This window comes from Novosphingobium sp. FG137 (genome assembly GCF_057809735.1).
Map to the genome: position 1 here is coordinate 57,933 of NZ_JBMDKN010000003.1, position 19,376 is coordinate 77,308.

Annotated in this window: 13 protein-coding genes; 4 read left to right on the top strand and 9 right to left on the bottom strand. The window is 65.8% G+C overall.

The window, feature by feature from the left end; translation table 11 throughout:
• On the bottom strand, positions 1 to 705 hold the full coding sequence (locus ACODS2_RS09890; RefSeq protein ID WP_488998661.1) for a SapC family protein: 705 nt from the start codon (positions 703 to 705) through the stop codon (positions 1 to 3).
• Positions 706 to 1,070: 365 nt separating this feature from the next.
• Between ACODS2_RS09890 and ACODS2_RS09895 the strand changes: the two genes are divergently transcribed.
• The 3 genes from ACODS2_RS09895 (at position 1,071) to ACODS2_RS09905 (ending at position 8,287) form a co-directional block, all read left to right on the top strand.
• Positions 1,071 to 3,971: a TonB-dependent receptor gene (locus ACODS2_RS09895; protein ID WP_488998662.1), complete on the top strand. Its 2,901-nt coding sequence runs from the start codon at positions 1,071 to 1,073 to the stop codon at positions 3,969 to 3,971.
• A 63-nt stretch (positions 3,972 to 4,034) separates the two neighbouring features.
• Positions 4,035 to 5,597 carry a tryptophan halogenase family protein gene (locus tag ACODS2_RS09900; RefSeq protein WP_488998663.1) on the top strand — a complete coding sequence of 521 codons (1,563 nt, stop codon included), beginning with the start codon at positions 4,035 to 4,037 and terminating at the stop codon, positions 5,595 to 5,597.
• Positions 5,598 to 5,617: 20 nt separating this feature from the next.
• Positions 5,618 to 8,287 carry a glycoside hydrolase family 3 C-terminal domain-containing protein gene (locus tag ACODS2_RS09905; protein WP_488998664.1) on the top strand — a complete coding sequence of 890 codons (2,670 nt, stop codon included), beginning with the start codon at positions 5,618 to 5,620 and terminating at the stop codon, positions 8,285 to 8,287.
• A gap of 88 nt (positions 8,288 to 8,375) precedes the next feature.
• On the opposite strand, the gene ACODS2_RS09910 is transcribed toward ACODS2_RS09905, so the two are convergent.
• From ACODS2_RS09910 to ACODS2_RS09945, 8 genes are all read right to left on the bottom strand, one after another.
• Entirely contained in the window at positions 8,376 to 9,116 is a 741-nt protein-coding gene (locus tag ACODS2_RS09910) for a FadR/GntR family transcriptional regulator (RefSeq protein ID WP_488998665.1), read from the bottom strand.
• A gap of 148 nt (positions 9,117 to 9,264) precedes the next feature.
• The gene (gene xylA, locus ACODS2_RS09915; RefSeq protein ID WP_488998666.1) at positions 9,265 to 10,572 is read right to left on the bottom strand and encodes a xylose isomerase; all 1,308 of its coding nucleotides are present in this window, start codon (positions 10,570 to 10,572) and stop codon (positions 9,265 to 9,267) included.
• Positions 10,573 to 10,579: 7 nt separating this feature from the next.
• Complete coding sequence (gene xylB, locus ACODS2_RS09920; protein ID WP_488998667.1) at positions 10,580 to 12,028, bottom strand: xylulokinase; 1,449 nt, start codon at positions 12,026 to 12,028, stop codon at positions 10,580 to 10,582.
• 7 nt (positions 12,029 to 12,035) lie between these two features.
• A complete protein-coding gene (locus ACODS2_RS09925) occupies positions 12,036 to 13,139 on the bottom strand; it encodes a glycoside hydrolase family 43 protein (protein WP_488998668.1) in 1,104 nt (367 codons plus the stop codon).
• A 112-nt stretch (positions 13,140 to 13,251) separates the two neighbouring features.
• Positions 13,252 to 14,172, bottom strand: a complete 921-nt coding sequence (locus tag ACODS2_RS09930; protein WP_488998669.1) for a Gfo/Idh/MocA family protein — start codon at positions 14,170 to 14,172, stop codon at positions 13,252 to 13,254.
• A 4-nt stretch (positions 14,173 to 14,176) separates the two neighbouring features.
• Entirely contained in the window at positions 14,177 to 15,175 is a 999-nt protein-coding gene (gene araD1 / locus ACODS2_RS09935; RefSeq protein ID WP_488998670.1) for an AraD1 family protein, read from the bottom strand.
• Between the two features lie 13 nt (positions 15,176 to 15,188).
• The gene (locus tag ACODS2_RS09940) at positions 15,189 to 16,715 is read right to left on the bottom strand and encodes an aldehyde dehydrogenase (NADP(+)) (RefSeq protein WP_488998671.1); all 1,527 of its coding nucleotides are present in this window, start codon (positions 16,713 to 16,715) and stop codon (positions 15,189 to 15,191) included.
• A gap of 30 nt (positions 16,716 to 16,745) precedes the next feature.
• A complete protein-coding gene (locus ACODS2_RS09945) occupies positions 16,746 to 18,035 on the bottom strand; it encodes a sugar MFS transporter (RefSeq protein WP_488998672.1) in 1,290 nt (429 codons plus the stop codon).
• A gap of 154 nt (positions 18,036 to 18,189) precedes the next feature.
• Here ACODS2_RS09945 and ACODS2_RS09950 point away from each other — a divergent pair, with 154 nt between their 5' ends.
• Positions 18,190 to 19,356: an aldose epimerase family protein gene (locus ACODS2_RS09950; protein WP_488998673.1), complete on the top strand. Its 1,167-nt coding sequence runs from the start codon at positions 18,190 to 18,192 to the stop codon at positions 19,354 to 19,356.
• Positions 19,357 to 19,376: the final 20 nt, after the last annotated feature.

A 19,376-nucleotide genomic window follows, 5' to 3' on the forward strand; every position in this document is an offset into this window, starting at 1 on the left:
TCAGGCCCAGCCTTTGCCAAGCCCGGAAGCCAGCCGTTCGTTGCGGCGGCGGGCCAGCAGACCCACCTGATGCAGCGAGGCGCGCAGGGCCAATGCGGCTTGCAGCCAGCCGCTGCGGAAAAGACTGACAATATCAGAGTCGCCGAGTCCGGTAAGGGCTTCACCGCTGATGGTGTAGAGCCCGCTCAGGGAGACGTTCCGGCCATCGTCAAACTGCAGCGAAATGTCGACAGGTTCGACCAGCCGATGCTCGACGAGCCACGCAATGAACGCCTCTGTCGGCGCTGCCTGAGCCATCAGCACGCCGATTGCGCGCTGCACCAGCCGCATCTCGTCAGTCGGGTCGCCCATCGCATCGAACAGGGGGATAGTGCCGCCCGGAGCGAAGCGCGGATGCGCAAGATCGATCGCTATTGACTCGTCCGCCGCGAAGAAGCCCTGCCGTTGCAGGTCGAGCGGAGTAAATGCAGCGTTTCCGGCTTCCGCGCCTTCAACCAGCACTTCGCCTGGCTCGAATCCGAACAGCGCAATGATCGCGAATCGACCTGTTTCGGGCGACTTGGCGAGGACTACCGGGCAGCATGCAGCAGCGCTTTCGATCTCCGGCACAACGATCTGCACCATGTGCGGATGGGACCGCGCGAAGGGGTGCATGGTGAGCTGGCGGTGGGTCACGGTGTTCAGGATTTCGAGCTGCTCGGCCATCGGTATCCTCACAGAGATCGTGTCATTTGCGCGGTTTATAGCGGCTTGTGCAAAGCGTTTATGTGCGCGCTACCATGAATTGTCCAATCCCCACAACCAGACCGCACCAACCAGTGCCGATGGAGCGCTGATTACGCAGACAATTTAATATTGATAGCGCTACCTTGGTGCGATACACAATGGCCGCAAGGTGACGTCGAGAGCGCCTGCGAGTGAGAGGTAGGCGGGCAGCCGGGCTGCTGCGCCCAGACTTTTCCATCGCAGCGTTTCCATGTCCGGCAGGCTCCGCAAGCGGGAGGGGCAGCCGGGCCGAGCGTCACCCGCCCGGGCGGGGGGGGCCGCCAGAGAAAAGCAGTGGAGAGGATATGAGGACTTCATTCAACGCGCGGTTCCTGCTCGGAAGCGCCGGCAGCGTCATGGCCATGGCCCTTGCGATGCCTGCCGCCGCACAGCAGGCGCCCGCTTCAGGCGCATCCGGCGATGCGACGCCCGAGATCGTCGTCACCGGCATCCGCGGCTCGCTTCAGCGCAACCTCGATATCAAGCGCGCCGCCTCGGGCGTGGTCGATGCGATCTCGGCGGAAGACATCGGCAAGTTCCCCGATGCCAACGTCGCCGATGCGATCCAGCGCCTGCCGGGCATCTCGATCCAGCGTTCCGGCGCGCGTGGTGAAGCGACCGGTGTGACCGTGCGCGGCTTCGGCGGTGATTTCAACGACACCCAGTTCGATGGCCGCCACCTCTCCACCGCCTCGGGCAACCGCGCGGTCGATTTCACCACGATCGGTTCGGACTTCGTCCACACCATCTCGGTCTACAAGACGCCCGATGTCGAGTACGGCGCCAGCGCCATCGGTGCGACGATCAACGTCGCGCTGCCCAAGCCGTTTGACAGTGGCGGCACCAAGATCGCCCTTAAGGCTTCGGGTTCGGTGCAGGATCGCAGCGGCAAGGTCACGCCTTCGGCTGCGGGCCTGTTCAGCACGACCTTCGCCGACGATACTATGGGCTTCCTTGCCTATGCCGCCTATCGCCGGGTCGATACCGATGCCAATCAGGTGTTCATCCCCGGATGGATCGGCAATTACTTCTACGCCTGCCAGTCCAATCCCGCCTGCCAGACCAGCGATTTCACCCCGGCCAACAAGAACAAGCTAGGCTGGTTCCCGCAGCAAATCGGCGCCAACCAGGTGACCACCAAGGACGAACGCATCGATGGCCGCATCGCCTATCAGTGGCGGCCGAGCGACCGCATTCTGCTGACGATCGACGGCACCTTCACGCGCCAGACGCTCAACACCGCGACTTATGGCTACGGCGCTTGGTTCAACGGCGATGACCTGCGCAACGTCAAGCAGGACAGCAACGGCACGGTCATCGACTTTAACCAGTTCGGCACGCCGATGGACTTCAACGCGAGCCTCGCGCGGACCATCAACCAGACCCACGTGATCGGAGGTAACCTCCAGTGGGAAGCCACCGACAAGCTCAGCTTTGACGTCGACGTCGCGGTTTCGCGTTCGGTGCTCAATCCGGGCAACAACGGTTTCGACAACGCCATGGACATTGGCTACGGTGGCACCAACGGCGATCCCAACGGGCCGTTCCTCTCGACAGGATGCACCTATCCCGCCGGCGCCGGGCCGAACACGCCGCCCACGTCCTGCTCGAACTACTCGACGATTCTCGGTGCCAACACCGGCGTCAAGATCCTCGGGCCGAGCAAGTCCTTCCTGCCCAGCATCCACGATGTGGGTCCGGCGGGCAATGCCGCGAAGTTCACCGATCGTTCGGTCATCGGAAGCCACGTGATCGCCGGCTTCCCCAACTATTTCACCGATCTGGTCCGGCAGGTGAAGATCGGCGGCAAGTTCGTTGGCGGTGACGTCAAGGTCCGCTTCGGCGCCAGCTATCAGGAGAACAAGTTCCATCAGGAAGGGCAGAACCCCTTCGTGAATGGCACGTTCTTCCGCTACGGCGGCTATGGCGCGCCATCGGGCCGCACCGGCGCCGTCGCGCCGCTGCCCGACAGCGTCTATCAAGGCATCATCAACACGGGCGGGTTCATCCCCGGCTATCAGGGCAATCTCGCGCCTGCGATCGTCGTCTACGATCCGGTCGCGGTGTACCGGGTGCTCGAGGCGACCGGTGGCGGCACCACCGCACCGGCCTTCGACCCCTCAAGCGTGCTCAACGTGCGCGAGCGGACCTTCGCGGGCTACCTCAACGTCAGCTTCGACACTCAGCTCGGCGAGATGCCGTTCCACGTCAGCGCCGGTGTGCGCAACGAGTACACCAAGCTCATTTCGGGCGCGATCGGACGCAACCCGGTCACACTGGAAACGGTGGCTACTGATCCCACGCTGATCAACGTCAAGACCTACACACCGCAGCAGGACATCAGTCGCTCGTCCAACTACAACTACCTCCTGCCCTCCATCGACGTGAAGCTCGAAATCACCCCCAAGCTGACCCTGCGCTTCGATGCTTCGCGCACACTGACCCGGCCTGCGCTGGGCGATCTGCGCCCGACGATCAACCTCGGCACGCTGCGCAGGGGCAGCCTTGCAGCCTCCGGTGGCAACGCGAACCTCAAGCCGTACCTGGCTGACAACCTCGATCTCGGGGCCGAGTACTACTACGGTCGCAACTCGCACTTCGCGGTCAACGGCTTCATGAAGTTCATCTCGAACTTCATCGTCGGCGGGGTCAGCACCCAGACGATCAACGGCGTGATCGATCCGTTCACCAACCAGCCCGCGCAGTTCCAGGTCAACGGCAAGGTCAACGGGCCGGACGGTGTGGTGAAGGGCGTGGAAATCGCGTGGCAGCACGTATTTGGCGAAAGCGGCTTCGGCTTCAACGCCAACGGCACGTTCGTGAGCACCAATCGCAACTTCGATCCCAAGGATATCTCGGGCTCGGCCTTCGCGATCACGGGCCTCGCCAACTCGGCCAACTTCGTGGGCTTCTATGACAAGAACGGTCTGGAAGTGCGCGTCGCGGCCAACTGGCGGGACAGCTACCTGCTACAGCTCGGCCAGCGCCAGGGCGGCACCTTTGGGGCCGAACCGGTCAACGTGAACCAGCAGTTCCAGGTCGATGCCAGCGCCAGCTACCGCATCACCAGGCAGTTCTCGGTGTTCGGCGAGGCGACCAACCTCAACAACTCGACCTACAGCACCTATGGCCGCTGGTCGAACATGCCGCTGGATACCTTCTCGTATGGCCGCCGCTTTGTCTTCGGCGCGCGGTTCAACTATTGATAGCGATACCGGCGGCACCGGCTTGCGGGTCGGTGCCGTTGCCCTTTGTGTGCAGGATAGCTGATGGACCGTGCAATACGCGATGTCGTGATTGTCGGCGGCGGCACCGCCGGCTGGCTCACCGCTGCCATCATTGCCGCAAGGCACAAGGCCCGCATCGGCCACGATTTCTCGGTCACGCTCGTCGAAAGCCCCAATGTCCCGATCATCGGTGTGGGGGAGGGGACGTGGCCGACCTTGCGCTCGACGCTCAAGAGCGTGGGCGTTTCCGAAACCGATTTCTTCCGCGAATGCGATGCCGCCTTCAAGCAGGGCGCGCTCTTCGCCAAGTGGACGACCGGCGCCGCAGACGACGACTACTACCACCCGCTTGTCCTCCCGCAGCGCTTTGGCGAACTCAACCTCGCGCCGCACTGGCTGGCGGGCACGATGGCCGAACCGGGCGGCAACGGCGATACCTTCTGCGATGCGGTCTGCCCGCAGGGCCGCCTGTGCGATGCGGGCCTTGCCCCCAAGGCGATGACCAACGCCGAGTTCGAGGGGCAGGCGAACTACGCCTACCATCTCGATGCCGGCAAGTTTGCCCCGTTCATGCAGCGCCACTGCACCGAAAAGCTCGGCGTGCGCCACGTGCTGGCGGACATGCGCCGGGTGATCCAGGACGAGCGCGGCGATATCTGTGCGATCGAGACCGAACAGGCGGGCGAGATCGCGGGCGACCTCTACATCGATTGCACCGGCATGCGCAGCCTGCTGCTGGGCGAGACGCTCGGCGTGGGCTTCAGGGACTGCAATGATGTCCTGTTCTGCGATACCGCGCTGGCGGTGCAGGTGCCCTATCCCGATCCCGAGGCACCGATTGCGACGCACACGATCTCGACCGCGCAGTCCGCCGGCTGGATCTGGGACATCGGCCTCCCTACCCGGCGCGGGGTCGGCCATGTCTATTCGAGCCGCCACATCAGCCGCGAGCAGGCCGAGACCGAGCTGCGCACCTATATCGGCCCCACCGCCGACGGGCTCTCGGTACGCAAGATCGATATCCGCTCGGGCCACCGCGAACTGTTCTGGAAGAACAACTGCGTCGCCGTGGGACTTGCAGCAGGTTTCCTCGAACCGCTCGAAGCCTCGGCCATCGTGCTGATCGAGCTATCCGCGAAGATGATTGCCGAGCAGATGCCCCCGGCGCGTGAAGTGATGGATATCGTCGCGCGGCGCTACAACGAGAAGACGCTCTACCGCTGGGGCCGGATCATCGATTTCCTCAAGCTCCACTATGTGCTGAGCCAGCGGCGCGACACTGCGTTCTGGCGCGATAACATGGACCCGGCGAGCATTCCCGAGCGCCTGCAGGAACTGCTCTCGCTGTGGCGCTTCCAGCCGCCTTACATGCACGAGGAGTTCGACCGGGTGGACGAGGTGTTCCCCTCGGCCTCCTACCAATATGTGCTCTATGGCATGGGCTTCCGCTCGGAAGTATCGCCGCGCGCGCTCGCACCCGAAGTCGCTGCTGCCTGCCGCGCCCGGCGCGAGAATGCCGAGCGCACCGAACGCATGCTGGCGGGTCTCCCGCGCCACCGCGATCTCATCAACCGCATCAAGGCCTACGGGCTCCAGCCCGTCTGACCCAGGAAGGATTCCCTCACGTGACCCAGCGTAACCTGTCCCCGCAGCGCCGGTGCGGGCAGCTTCTTGCAACCGCAGCCATTGGCGTCCTCGCCTTTGCGACTCCCGCCGCCGCGCAAGGCTCGCCCGAGGCGTTGGCCGAAGCCGAAGAGCTGGCTTCCACGCTCGTCGCGAAGATGACGACCGACGAGAAGGTCGAGCAGCTGCTTAATGTCGCGCCCGCGATCCCGCGCCTCGGCGTGCCGGCCTACAACTGGTGGACCGAAAGCCTCCACGGCGCGGGCGGCGCGGTGCCCACCACAAATTTCCCGCAATCCATAGGCCTTGCGGCCACTTTCGATCCGCCGCTGATCCACGAGGTCGCCAAGGTGATCAGCACCGAACTGCAGGGCCTCCACACCCTTGCGCGCCAGACCGGACACCTTGGCAAGATCGGCACCGGGCTCGATACCTGGGCGCCCAATATCAACATCTTCCGCGATCCGCGCTGGGGGCGGGGGCAGGAGACTTATGGCGAGGACCCCTTCCTCACCGCGCGCATGGGCGTCGCCTATGTGACGGGTATGCAGGGGCCGAATCCCGATCTTCCCAACGTGATCGCCAGCCCCAAGCACTTTGCGGTCCACTCGGGCCCCGAACCCTCGCGCCACACCGACAACATCATGGTCCTCCCGCATGATCTGGAGGACACCTATCTCCCCGCCTTCCGCGCCGCGATTGTCGAGGGCAAGGCCGGCTCGATCATGTGCGCCTACAACCGCGTGAACGGCGAGCCGGCCTGCGCGAGCGATCTGCTGCTGAAGGACCGGCTGCGCGGCGCCTGGGGCTTCAAGGGCTATGTCGTTTCGGACTGCGATGCGGTCGTCGATATCTACGACCGCCACAAGTTCGCCCCCGATGCGGCCTCCGGCGTTGCGGTCAGCCTGCGCATGGGCATGGACAACGAATGCAACACCGGCACGATTGGTGAGGCGAAGGGGCTGGCCGACCGCTACCGCGCCGCGCTCAAGGCCGGCTACCTTGCGCCAAGCGACGTTGACCGCGTCCTCGTGCGCCTGTTTTCCGCGCGCTACCGCAATGGCGATCTGCCCGGTATGCGCGCTCGCCAGCCCAATGCCACCCCGGTCAGCGCGGTTGGCGCTCAGAGCGGCTGGGATCTCTCGCTCACCTCGGCGGAAAAGAGCCTCGTCCTGCTCAAGAACGCGGGCGTTTTGCCACTGAAGTCCGATGTCCGCGTCGCGGTGATTGGCCCCCTCGGTGATGCGACGCGGGTGCTGCGCGGCAACTATTCCTCACCCAATTCCGCGCCGCCGATCTCGGTGCTTGATGGCCTTCGCCGGGCGATGCCGGGCGCCACAGTTACACTCGTGCCCTTCGCGCCTTCGATCACCGATGGCGATCTCGTGACTGAAGGAAACTTCCTCACCCCCGATGGCAAGCCCGGCCTACGTGCGGTCTACTACAACGCGCTGGATGCCTCGAAGCCGCGCGGCGAGCGCACTTACGCCGCCAAGCCGGTCGTCACGCGCATCGAAACCACGCTTGGCAGCAGCGCGATGCAGCTGAAAGAGGTGACCGACGCGCACAAGGTCGTGTGGGACGGCTTCTTCGTCGCGCCGACAAGCGGGCTCTACAAGATGGGCGTGACCGGCGTGAAAGGGGCAATCGATATCGGCGGCAAGCCGACGATCATTTCCGATCACTATTCGCTCTGGGGCGAGGCGCCCAAGTACGTCGAGGTCACGCTGACCAAGGGCGAACGCTACCCGCTGCACTTCGATATCGAAGGCGGCGGCGCGGCGGGTCCGGGCCTGTTCTGGAAGCGCATCACGCATGATCCCTGGGGTGAGCTCGCGCGTGGCGCGGCCGATGCCGATGTCCTCGTCGCCGTGGTCGGCCTCACCGCCGATCTCGAGGGCGAGGAAATGCCGCTCAAGATCGAAGGCTTCGACGGCGGCGACCGCACCAGCCTCGAACTCCCGATGGACCAGCGCGAACTCCTCATTCGCGCGCGCACGCTGGGCAAGCCGCTCGTCGTCGTCACCATGAACGGCAGCCCGCTCAATCTCTCGTGGGCGAAGGACAATGCCGACGCATTGATCGAGGCTTGGTATCCGGGGCAAGCGGGCGGCCTCGCTTTGGGCAATGTCCTTTCCGGCAAGACCAACCCGTCGGGCCGCCTGCCGCTCACCTTCTACAAGGATACCGCCGATCTGCCGCCCTTCACCGACTACAGCATGGCCGGGCGGACTTACCGCTACTTCACCGGCAAACCGGTCTATGGCTTCGGCTACGGCCTCAGCTACACCAGTTTCGGCTATGGCCCGGCGCGGGTCGAGCCCGTCGGCGGCAGCGCTGCAAACGGCATCCGCGTGATCGGTGAGGTCACCAACACCGGCAGCCGCGCGGGCGAGGAAGTGGTGCAGGCGTACTTGCGCTTCCCGGATCAGCCCGGCGCGCCCCGCGTCGCGCTGCGCGGCCTCACCCGCGTTGCGCTTCAGCCCGGCGAGCGCAAGACAGTGACGCTGGAACTCTCCCCGCGCGACCTTTCCGCCGTTCGCCCCGATGGCACGCGGCAGGTCTTCGCGGGCAGCTACCGCCTGTTCCTCGGCGGCGGCCAGCCGGATAGCGGTCTGCCCGGCAGCGAGGCTGCGTTCATCGTGGACCGGGTGGTCGATCTGCCGAAATAGGGCTCAACCGGGCAGCAGGCGGATCGCCATAGGCCTCTGCAGAATAAGTACGACAATACTGCTGAAAGCCTGGTCGGAGGCATCTGAGCTAAAGGCGTTCGGGCAAATCGATATCGGCAAGGGCCAGCTCGATCAGCCTGTGCATCGCGGTGCGTGCGCCGGGGCCATCGCCATTGGCCACGGCATCGAACAGCACGCGGTGATCGGGCAGCGGATCGCGCGGGAGCTTGCGCTTGCGCTGCTTGTAGATCGTGGTCCAGCGCACCGCCGCCGAAATCGTGCTGGCGAGCGCGATCAGCGCCGCATTGCCGGTCGCCTTGAGCACCGTGGTGTGGAACGCCTGATCCGCCGCCTGCCCCAGCGGGGAGGCCAGCGTGTGTTTCGCCATTTCTTCCAGCGCATGCCCCATCTGCGCCAATTGCGCGCCATTGCGCCGTTTTGCCGCGAGTTCCGCCGCTGCCGGTTCGATGATCATGCGCAGCTCGAACAGGTCGTGGATCGCCGTCACGCTCGGCTCGCCTGCGAAAGTCCAGGCCAGCACATCGGGATCGAGGATATGCCAGCGCGAAGGATCGGTGATCCGCGTGCCCGCTTTGGGGCGGCTTTCCACCAGACCTTTTGCTGCCAGAATCCGGATCGCCTCGCGGTAGGCGGTGCGTGAGATCTGGTTGCGCTCGGCAAAATCGAGCTCGCTGCTCAGCACGTGGCCGGGCGGGTATTTGCCGGTGACGATGGCAATGCCAAGATCGCGCGCGATGCTGCCGTGCAGGCGCAGCGATTTGTCAGACCTGTCGATCCCGTCTCCGCACTGTTCCTTGCTACGCGACACCCTGTGCTCCTTGCGCTCTCTCCCTATTTGGGCGCAAATTCGGCAAAGTCCAGCGCTTGAAGGGATATCGAGCCTGTTCAAGCCGCCCGCACCGACGAGGCACAACCGGTGCGGGCGGCAGGTCTGGCCGCAGCCAGAATCGTCTGTATCAGAAGCGGCCCAGCAGGTTCTCCAGCCACTCCTGCCGGCCCGAAACCGGCCCCGGCGCCAGATCGCGCGCCACGGCAAGGTCGGCGATTTCGGAAAGGCTCGCGCTCTTGATCGTCTGGCCCAACTCGCCCTGCCAGCCGGCATAGCGCTGGGCGCGGAAGGCATCGAGCTGGCCATCCGCGATCACCGCCTCGGCGCGCAGCAGCGCCCGCGCGATCACGTCCACCCCGCCGATATGGCCGTGGAACAAGTCTTCCGCATCAACCGACTGGCGCCGGACCTTGGCATCGAAGTTGAAGCCGCCGGTGGTGAACCCGCCCGCGCGCTCGATCTCGATGCAGGCGAGCGTCAGTTCCTCGACCGAGTTGGGGAATTGGTCGGTATCCCAGCCGTTCTGCGGATCGCCGCGGTTGGCGTCGATCGAACCAAAGATGCCGAGCGCGCCGGCCATCGCGATCTCGTGCTCGAAGGTATGGCCGGAAAGCGTGGCGTGATTCGCCTCGATATTGACGCGGACCTCGTCTTCCAGCCCATAGCGCTTGAGGAAGCCGTAGACCGTCTGCGTGTCGAAGTCATACTGGTGCTTGGTCGGCTCGTGCGGCTTGGGCTCGATCAGGATCGTCCCGGCAAACCCGATCTTGTGCTTGTGCTCGACGACAAGGCTGAGGAACCGCCCGAAGTTGTCCTGCTCGGTCTTGAGGTCGGTGTTGAGGATCGTATCGTAACCCTCACGCCCGCCCCACAAGACGTAGTTTGCGCCGCCCAGCCGGTGCGTCGCCTCCAGCGCATCGCGCACCTGGCTCGCGCCCCATGCATAGACTTCGGGGCGCGGGCTGGTTGCTGCGCCGGCCAGATAGCGCGGATGGCCGAACAGGTTCGCTGTGCCCCACAGCAGCTTGCGCCCATGCGCGGCCTGCAGTTCTTCCAGATGATCGACCGCGCGGGCAAAGCTGGCGCGGAACTCGCCGATGCTTTCGGCGGGCGCCATCACGTCGACATCGTGGAAGCAGTAGAAGGGCAGGTCGAGCTTCTCGACGAACGCCAGCGCAGCCTCGCGTTTGGCCCGCGCTGCGGCTTCGTCCTGCGGGCCGTTCAGCCACGGCCGGTCGAAGGTCCCCGCGCCGAACACGTCGCTGCCCGGCCAGCAGAAGGTGTGCCACATGCACACGGCGAAGCGCAGGTAATCCTCCATGCGCTTGCCGAAGACCACGCGGTCCTTGTCATACCAGCGGTAGGCCAGATCATTCGTGGAATCAGGGCCTTCGTAGCGAATGGTGGGAAAGGCATCGAAGTAGGCAGCAGACATGGCGAAGTTACTCCTGGATGGCGCGGAGCGCCTGATAGGCAGCGCGAAAGCGGGCACGCTTCGGCGCAAGACGGGCGGCGAGATCGAGATCGGGCTCGATCACGGCGCGAACGGGTGGGCGGGTGCAGACTTCGGCGGCGGCGGCCCCGGTCACGCCCATCTGCGCCAGCCGCGCGCCGCCAAGCGCGGGGCCGACTTCGCCGCCGTGTAGGTAAACCAGCCGCACGCCGAGCACGCTGGCGAGGATGCGGCCCCAATGCGCCGAGCGCGAACCCCCGCCGATGACGCAAAGCTCCTCGATCGCCGTGCCTGCGCTGCGCAGCGCGTCGATGCCATCGGCATGCGCGAAAGCCACGCCTTCGAGCACGGCTGCGGCCATGCGCGGTGTCGTGCTTTCGTTGTCGAGGCTGAGGAACGCCGCGCGGATATGCGGGTCGTTGTGCGGGGTGCGCTCGCCCGAAAGGTAAGGGAGGAAGAGCTCTGGCCCGCACGCCGCGCCTGCCTGCTCGGCCAGCGCGAAGAACTCTGCCGGACCCGGCACGTTGCACGCGCGCGCCGCCCAATCGATGCACGATGCGGCGGAGAGGTGCACGCTCATCTGGTGCCACACGCCGGGCAGCGCATGGCAGAAGGCATGGACGGCCTGCGCCGGATTGGGCCGAAACGCATCGTTCGCCACGAAGATCACGCCCGAAGTACCGAGCGAAAGCATGCCCTGGCCTTCACCCAGCACGCCGACGCCGAGTGCACCCGCCGCATTGTCGCCCGCGCCCGCGACTACCGGTACGCGGTCCATGCCCCATGCGCGCGCCACATCCTCGCGCAGCGCTCCGGTCACGTCCGGACCTTCATGGAGGCGCGGCATGTGGGTCTCATCGAGGCCTGTCGCCGCCAGCATTTCGTCGGACCACGCCCGCGCCGCACCATCGAGCCACAGCGTCCCCGCCGCGTCGGACATATCGCTCGCCTTCTCGCCGGTGAGGGCGAGGCGCACGTAATCCTTGGGCAGCAGCACGGTGCGTGTCGCAGCGAACACATCGGGCTCGTGCGCGCGCACCCACGCCAGCTTGGGCGCGGTGAAGCCGGGCATGGCGATGTTGCCGGTGATCGCACGGCTGCGCGGCTCAACTACTTCCAGCGCCGCGCACTCGGCAAAGCTGCGGCCGTCGTTCCACAGGATCGCCGGACGCAGCGGCTTGTCGTCCGATCCCAGCAAGGTTGCACCATGCATTTGCCCGGCAAGGCCGATCCCGCGCACCCCGGCGCGCAAGGCGGCATCGAGCCCCAGCACGGCCTTGTGCGTGGCGGAAATCCAGTCCGCCGGTGCCTGTTCGGACCACAGCGGATGGGGCCGGAAAACAGTGAGGTCCGCGCTCGATTGCGCGAGGACTTCGCCGCTCTCGGCGGTCACCACCGCCTTTACGCAGCTCGTGCCGATATCGATGCCAAGATACATGCGCGGCCTACTTCGCTTTCAGCGGATCGATCGTCTGGATCGTGCCGTCCGCATTGAAGGTCAGCTCGGTCACCTTGACGTTGCGAAGGTGGTTCTTTCCCGAAAGCTGGTTGTCCGCGTAGAAAAGCCACCACTTGCCGTCCTGCTCGATGATCGAGTGGTGTGTCGTCCAGCCTTGTACCGGCTTCATGATGTGCCCGGTGTAGGTGAAGGGCCCGTAGGGCGAGCTGCCGATGGCGTAGTTCAGGAAGTGCGTGTCGCCGGTCGAGTAGGTGTAGTAATACTTGCCGTCCTTGCGGAACATCCACGAGGCTTCGAAGAACCGCCGCTCGTGATCGCCGCCAAGCACGGGCTTGCCGTTCTCGTCGAGAATCACCGCATCACGAGGGGCTTCGGCGAGGGTCTTCATGTCGGGACCCAGCTTGGCGACTTTGCCTGAAAGCGCCGGCTTGTCGTCCTGCAGCAGATCGGTGTCCGATCCGTTGGGGTCGTACTGGCCGCTTGCCCAGCGTTGCAACTGGCCGCCCCAGATGCCGCCGAAATAGAGAAAGGCGCTGCCGTCTGGGTCGATGAACACCGCCGGGTCCATCGAATAGGCCCCCGCAATCGGCTCCTTCTCGGCCACGAACGGGCCCATCGGGTTCTTGGAGGTGGCGACCCCGATGCGGAACGCGCCGAGCCCGTTCTTGTCCTTCGATCTGTCGCGCGCCGGGAAATAGAGGTAGTAGGTGCCGTCCTTGAAGGCGGCATCGGGCGCCCACATCTGCTGCGAGGCCCAGGGCACGTCCTTCACGTCGAGCGCGACGGGGCCGACCGCCACCTTGCCGCCGATCCTGTCCATCGCCAGCACGCGGTAGTCACGCATGGCATATTCGTTGCCAAGGTCGTCGTCGGGCGTATTCGTGGCGATATCGTGCGAGGGATAGACGTATATCCTGCCGCCGAAGACATGCGCGGAAGGATCGGCGGTGTAGATCTCGCTCACCAGCGGCTGATCGCGGAACGTGGCTCCGGTTGCATTGCCGGGGGCAGGGGTCGCGGCCTGCGTGCACGCAGCAGCGGCCAGAGCGCTGGAAAGGCATAGCGCTGCCAGGGTGAGTCTTGCCTTCATTGTCCCACATCCCTTTTCGTATCCGGCATTTTCCCTCACAGTGGGCCGCCTGTTTGTGAGTTTGTGATAGCGCTAACTATTCCGCTCGGCAAGCGAGTATCCGTCGCTCCCGTCACTCCTCGAACGGCTGGGTCGGCACCTGCAGCCCGCACAGGAACGCATCGGCCACGATACGCAGCGGGACGATATCGACGTCGCTCCGACGCGCCGCAACCAGCGCGGCAAAATGATCGTAAAGCAGCGGATATTCGCGATCCTCGCCGCGCGGTGTATCCCCGGGCAGGCCCAGCACCGCACCACCGCTTGAAAGAGTCAGTACACCGCCATCGGTCTCCACCACGATGTCCCAGCTCTGCGGCCCGGTCTGGCGGAAATCGAGATCGATGTGGACAGGTGCGCCGCCTGCCGTGCGCAGATGGAGATCAGCCGCGATGGGCGCCGCGCAGTTGGCGGGCACATCCAGCTTCGCCTGCGTCAGAAACACCGGCTGCGGCAGGATATGTGTCAGGATCGAGAGCGCATTGATCCCCGGATCGAACACGCCGAGCCCGCCCGGCTGCCAGATCCATCGCTGCCCTGGATGCCACACGCGCACGTCCTCGCGCCACACGACGCGCACGGCATCGATCCGGCGCTCCGCCAGCCACACCCGCGCCGGGGCCACGCCATGGGCGAAGCGCGAATGCCATGCGGCAAACAGGGTGGCCCCCGCCGCATCGGCCGCGCGCTCCAGCACTGCGACTTCGCCCAGCGTGACTCCGGGCGGCTTTTCCAGCAGCACGTGGATCCCGCGCGCCAGCAGCGCCTCCGCCAGATCGCGGCGCACTTGCGGCGGTGTGCAAAGCGCCGCCGCATCGATGGTGATGCCGCTTTCCAGCAGGGCCTCGACGCTGGCAAAATGCGCGGCCCCTGCCGCGCCATCGCCAGCAGGATCAACCGTCGCGGCCAGTTCGAACGTTTCGCTCCCGGCAATTGCCGGCAGATGTTGATCCCGAGCGATCTTGCCCAGCCCGATGACGGCAATCCGCATCATCGCTTCAAAGCACCGTCACACCTTGCACCGCCGCCGCATCACCCACCGCGCGGGTCAACGGATTGCGGCAGGGTAGCGCAAAGGGCGCCGCTGCGATCTCGAACACGTCGCCCGGTTCGGTGCGCACGCCGTCGCTGTAGGAAAGCGTCGCGGTGCCGAAAAAGTGCACGTGGACCTGCCCGGGCCGGCGGAACAGGCCATACTTGAAGTGATGGTGCTCAAGGTTGGCGAGCGTGTGGCTCATGTTCGCCTCGCCGGTGAGGAAGGGCTTCTCCCAGATCACCTCGCCTGCGCGCACGATCCGGCTGGTGCCGCGAATATCGGCGGGCGCCTCGCCGATCAGCAGCTCTGGCCCCAGCGCCGCGCGGCGCAGCTTGGAATGCGCGAGCCACAGGTAGTTGTGCCGCTCGGTCACATGATCCGAAAACTCGTTGGCGAGCGCGAAGCCGAGGCGGAATGGCGTGCCATCCGGCCCGATAACGTACACCCCCGCCAGTTCCGGCTCTTCGCCGCCGTCCTGCGCGAAGCTGGGCATTTCCAGCGCCGCATCAGGCCCGACCAGCTGGCCGCCATCGCCCTTGTAGAACCATTCGGGCTGCTGGCCCACGCCGCCATCAGCGGGCTTCCCGCCTGCCAGCCCTTCGAGAAACATGCGCATGGAATCGGTCTGGTGCGCCGCCGCCGCCTCGCGGTGCATCTTGTCGCGCCCTTCGGCCGAGCCGAGGTGGGTGAGGCCGGTGCCGCTGAGCACAAGATGCGCCGGGTCATCATGGTCAATCGGTGCAAGGAAGCGCCCGGTAGCAAACTCCGCCGCCAGATCGACCGCCGCGCCCGTACCGCAGGCCTGCGCCGCTTCGGTCAAGCTTGTGCCCGCCGCAATCGCGCGCTGCGCAAGCTCGCGCACCGACCCGACCCCGGGCAGCACATGGGCCGCCGAACCCTCGGCGAGAATGACCGACCGCGTGCCGTCCTCGGCGCGGTGCTGGAGAAGGCGAGTGGCCATGGTGTGCAGTCCTTCAGAGCGTGAGCGTGCCATCGATCAGGCGCGGTGCGCCATCGCCCCGCGCGCCATCACGCAGTTCGCTCGGCAGCAGCGCAGTCGCGATGTTCTGATAGCTGACGGGCCGCATGAAGCGGTCGATGGCGAGGCTGCCGACCGAGGTCGTGCGCGGATCGGAGGTAGCGGGGAAGGGGCCGCCGTGCACCATCGCGTGGCACACCTCGACCCCCGTCGGCCAGCCATTGGCAAGGATGCGCCCGGCCTTCATTTCCAGCAGTGGCAGCAGCCTCGCCGCCAGCGCTTCGTCGGCAGCGTCCATCTGCAGCGTCGCGGTCAGCTGGCCTTCGAGCCCGCCGATCACCGCCGCCAGCTCGGCTTCGTCGTTGCAGACCACCACGAGCGAGGACGCGCCGAATACTTCATGACCCATCGCCGCTTCCGCCAGAAACGCCTGCGCGCTGGTGCGGAACAGTGCCGCCTGGCCTTGTCCGGCTTCACCCATCAGACCGGAGGCAACGCGCTCGACCCCCGGCAGCCCCGCCAGCGTGGCGACGCCGCCCGCATAGGCCTTGCAGATGCCATTGGTCAGCATGGTCTGCGCCGCCGCCACGCCGATCGCTTCGCTCGCGGCGGCGATGAACGCATCGAGCCCTTCGCCCGCCATCGCAAGCACCAGGCCCGGATTGGTGCAGAACTGCCCCGCGCCCATCGTCAGCGATCCGGCAAACGCCGCGCCCAGCGCCGCGCCGCGCGCCTTGAGCGCCTCGGGCAGCAGCAGCACCGGGTTGATGCTCGACATTTCGGCATAGACCGGGATCGGAACGCTGCGCGCCTGCGCCAGCCGCACGAGCGCGAGCCCGCCTGCGCGCGATCCGGTGAACCCCACCGCGGCGATGCGCGGATCTTGCACCAGCGCCGCGCCGAGTTCGTTGGACGGGCCGGTCAGATGCCCGAACACGCCCGCCGGCAACCCGCAGGCCGCAACCGCACGCGCGATTGCCCCGGCCACCAGCGCGCCGGTTTCCGGATGGGCAGGATGGCCCTTCACCACCACCGGACAGCCCGCCGCGAGCGCCGAGGCGGTGTCGCCACCGGCGGTCGAGAAGGCGAGCGGGAAGTTCGAGGCGCCAAATACCGCGACCGGGCCGAGCGGGATCATCCTGAGGCGCAGGTCCGGGCGGGGCAGGGGCTGGCGTTCGGGGAGCGCCGGATCGATCCGCAGCTGCTGCCACGCGCCCCCCCGCACCACGCCCGCGAACATCCTGAGCTGGCCCACGGTGCGCCCGCGCTCGCCTTCCAGCCGCGCGCGCGGCAAGCCGCTTTCGCGCATCGCTGCCTCGATCAGCGGATCGCCGATCGCGAGGATTTCCTCGGCAATCGCCTCCAGAAAGCGCGCGCGCTCCTCGCGGCTGGTCGCACGATAGACCGCAAAGGCCTCCGCCGCAGCCGCACAAGCGGCAGCCACATCAGCCGGGCCATGGACGGGAAAGGCCGGGCCGACCGGCTCACCCGTGGCAGCCGAAAGCGCGCGGAACTCGGGCATTGGTATCTCCAGATGAAATGGGGAAGGGGATCAAGCAACTGCCGCTGTGGGGCGCGAACCCCACAGCGCGTAGAACAGGATGTAGAGCTCGCAGGCCGCCGTCAGCAGGAACGAGGCCTGCAGGCCGTAGCTGTCCGCCAGCCAGCCCTGCACGACGACCAGCGCGCCGCCGGCAATCGCCATGATGAGCAGGCCCGAGCCTTCCTCGGTCAGTGGCCCCAGCCCGCGAATGCCGAGCGTGAAGATCGTCGGGAACATGATCGAATGGAACAGCCCGACCAGGATCAGCGACCACATCGCGGCGGGTCCGGTGCTGAACACCGTCACGATCATGACCACGAATGCCCCCACCGAAAACGCGGCGAGCACGAGCGCGGCGTCCACCTTCTGCATGATCGCCGAGCCGGCAAAGCGCCCGACCATCATCCCGCCCCACAGGAAGGTCAGGTATTGTCCGGCCTTCTCGTGCGTCAGGTTGGCGATATCGGGCTGGCTGACGAAGTTGACGAAGAGGTTCGCCACGCCGATTTCCGCGATCAGATAGATGAAGATCGCCGGCACGCCGAACACCAGATTGCGATGCTTCCACAAGGACAGCGCTTTGCGTTCCTCGGTGTTTGCGCGCTGCGTTGCATTGCCCATCGCGGGCAGGGGAAAGCGCGCGATCACCATCGCGAGGACCACCAGCACGCCCGCCACCAGCGCATAAGGCAGGATCACCGATTGCGCATCGGCTAGCCGCTCGGCAGGGGTGAGCACCACATCCGCCGGCGAAGTGCCGCCCTTTGACCGGCCAAGGATCAGATAGGCACCGAACATCGGGGCGAGCATTGTGCCCGCTGAATTCATCGCCTGCACCAGATTGAGGCGCGAGGATGCCGTCTCGGGCTTGCCCACCACCGCGACGTAAGGGTTGGCCGCGACCTGCAACAGCGTGATTCCGCTCGCAATCACGAAGAGCATGGCGAGCGTGACGCCGTAGGAGGGGATCGAGGCCGCCACCATCATGCCCAACGCGCCCGCCGCCATGATTACGAGGCCAATGACCAGCGACTTCTGGTAACCCACCCGCTCGATCAGTCGGGCCGAAGGGATGGAAGCGACGAAGTAGGCGATGAACCACACGGACTCGATCAATGTTGTCTGTGTATAGTTCAGATCGAACACACTGCGCAGATGCGGCAGCAGTGTGTTGTTGATCACAGTGATGAAGCCCCACATGAAGAACAGGCTCGCCAGCAAGGTCAGTGCCGGGCCGTAGCTTTGGGGGGATTCCTCGGTTGTCCGGGCATTTGTCTGGGCTGGGGCCGCAGGCGGCATGGTCGGTCGCATCCTCTCGCTCGGTCCTTGCGCGGGGCGAAACGCATCGGTCTTGCGCGCATTCTATTTGTCGGACTATATCCGGGATATGCAAGCGTCAATGGCGCTTTGCGCGGGTGGCGCTTTGCGGCGCGGGTTGAAGAGGGACACAGCGATGGAATCCAGCGGCCGGCTGCGCAGCGGCGCATGGCTCTTCGTATCCGCCAGCGCGCTGGCGTTTGCAGCGCAAAGCGCGGTGGCGGCAGAGGCGCGGCAGGAGAGCGCCGGGAAGCTCGCCGATGGCAGCGAAGCGCGGGCGATCACGCTCAAGGCGGCGAATGGCGTTTCGGCCCGCGTGCTGAGTTACGGCGCCACACTGCAGTCGTTCATGGTCCCCGGCCGCACCGGCAAGCCCGCCGACATCCTCCTCGGCTACGATGACGTGCAGAGCTACGAAGCGCGTCCCAACTATTTCGGCGTCACCGTCGGCCGCTATGCCAACCGCATTGCAGGCGGCACCTTCAAGCTCGAAGGCAAGGCCTACCAGCTCCCGCTGAATGACAAGACCAACAGCCTCCACGGCGGCTTCAAGGGCTTCGACAAGCAGAACTGGAAGGTCGTCTCGGTCAAGAGCGGCCCGGTGGCGAGCGTCACGTTCTCCCATGTCAGCCCCGATGGCGATCAGGGCTACCCCGGCACGCTGACCACGCGCGTCACCTATTCGCTCGACGAGAAAGGCAACCTCGGCATCACGTTCGAGGCTGAGACCGACAAGCCGACGATCGTCAACATGACCAACCACGCGCTGTTCAACATGGCGGGGGAGGGCTCGCCGCTGGGCGCGATGGGACAGAAGCTCACCATCCCTGCCAGCGCCTACACGCCGGTCGACGCAAGGCTCATCCCCACCGGTGAGCTGCGCAAGGTTGCCGGCACCGCGTTCGATTTCCGCAAGGGCCGCCGCATCGCCGATGGCCTGCGCGATGGCACCGACGAGCAGATCCGCTTCGGCCGGGGCTATGATCACAACTTCGCGCTCGACAAGGGGCTCACCGCCGCGCCGCAACTCGCTGCGCGGCTGGTCGATCCCGTCTCCGGCCGCATGCTTGAAGTGTTCACCACCGAACCCGGCGTGCAGTTCTACACCGGCAATTTCCTTGATGGCACGCTCGCGGGGAAGGGCGGCCACCTTTACCGCATGGGTGACGGCATCGCGCTGGAGCCGCAGAAGTTCCCCGATGCGCCCAACCAGCCGGGCTTCCTTTCCGCCCGCGTCGATCCCGGCAAGCCCTATCGCCACGTGATGATCTTCCGCGTCGGCAAGGTACCCAAGGCCCGCTGATACCTGCTGCACCAAGACCC

Coding starts and splice junctions, on each gene's coding strand:
- ACODS2_RS09890 (WP_488998661.1), bottom strand. CDS start 705: ATGGCCGAGCAGCTCGAAATCCTGAACACCGTGACCCACCGCCAGCTC.
- ACODS2_RS09895 (WP_488998662.1), top strand. CDS start 1,071: ATGAGGACTTCATTCAACGCGCGGTTCCTGCTCGGAAGCGCCGGCAGC.
- ACODS2_RS09900 (WP_488998663.1), top strand. CDS start 4,035: ATGGACCGTGCAATACGCGATGTCGTGATTGTCGGCGGCGGCACCGCC.
- xylA (WP_488998666.1), bottom strand. CDS start 10,572: ATGTCTGCTGCCTACTTCGATGCCTTTCCCACCATTCGCTACGAAGGC.
- xylB (WP_488998667.1), bottom strand. CDS start 12,028: ATGTATCTTGGCATCGATATCGGCACGAGCTGCGTAAAGGCGGTGGTG.
- ACODS2_RS09925 (WP_488998668.1), bottom strand. CDS start 13,139: ATGAAGGCAAGACTCACCCTGGCAGCGCTATGCCTTTCCAGCGCTCTG.
- ACODS2_RS09930 (WP_488998669.1), bottom strand. CDS start 14,172: ATGATGCGGATTGCCGTCATCGGGCTGGGCAAGATCGCTCGGGATCAA.
- araD1 (WP_488998670.1), bottom strand. CDS start 15,175: ATGGCCACTCGCCTTCTCCAGCACCGCGCCGAGGACGGCACGCGGTCG.
- ACODS2_RS09940 (WP_488998671.1), bottom strand. CDS start 16,715: ATGCCCGAGTTCCGCGCGCTTTCGGCTGCCACGGGTGAGCCGGTCGGC.
- ACODS2_RS09945 (WP_488998672.1), bottom strand. CDS start 18,035: ATGCCGCCTGCGGCCCCAGCCCAGACAAATGCCCGGACAACCGAGGAA.
- ACODS2_RS09950 (WP_488998673.1), top strand. CDS start 18,190: ATGGAATCCAGCGGCCGGCTGCGCAGCGGCGCATGGCTCTTCGTATCC.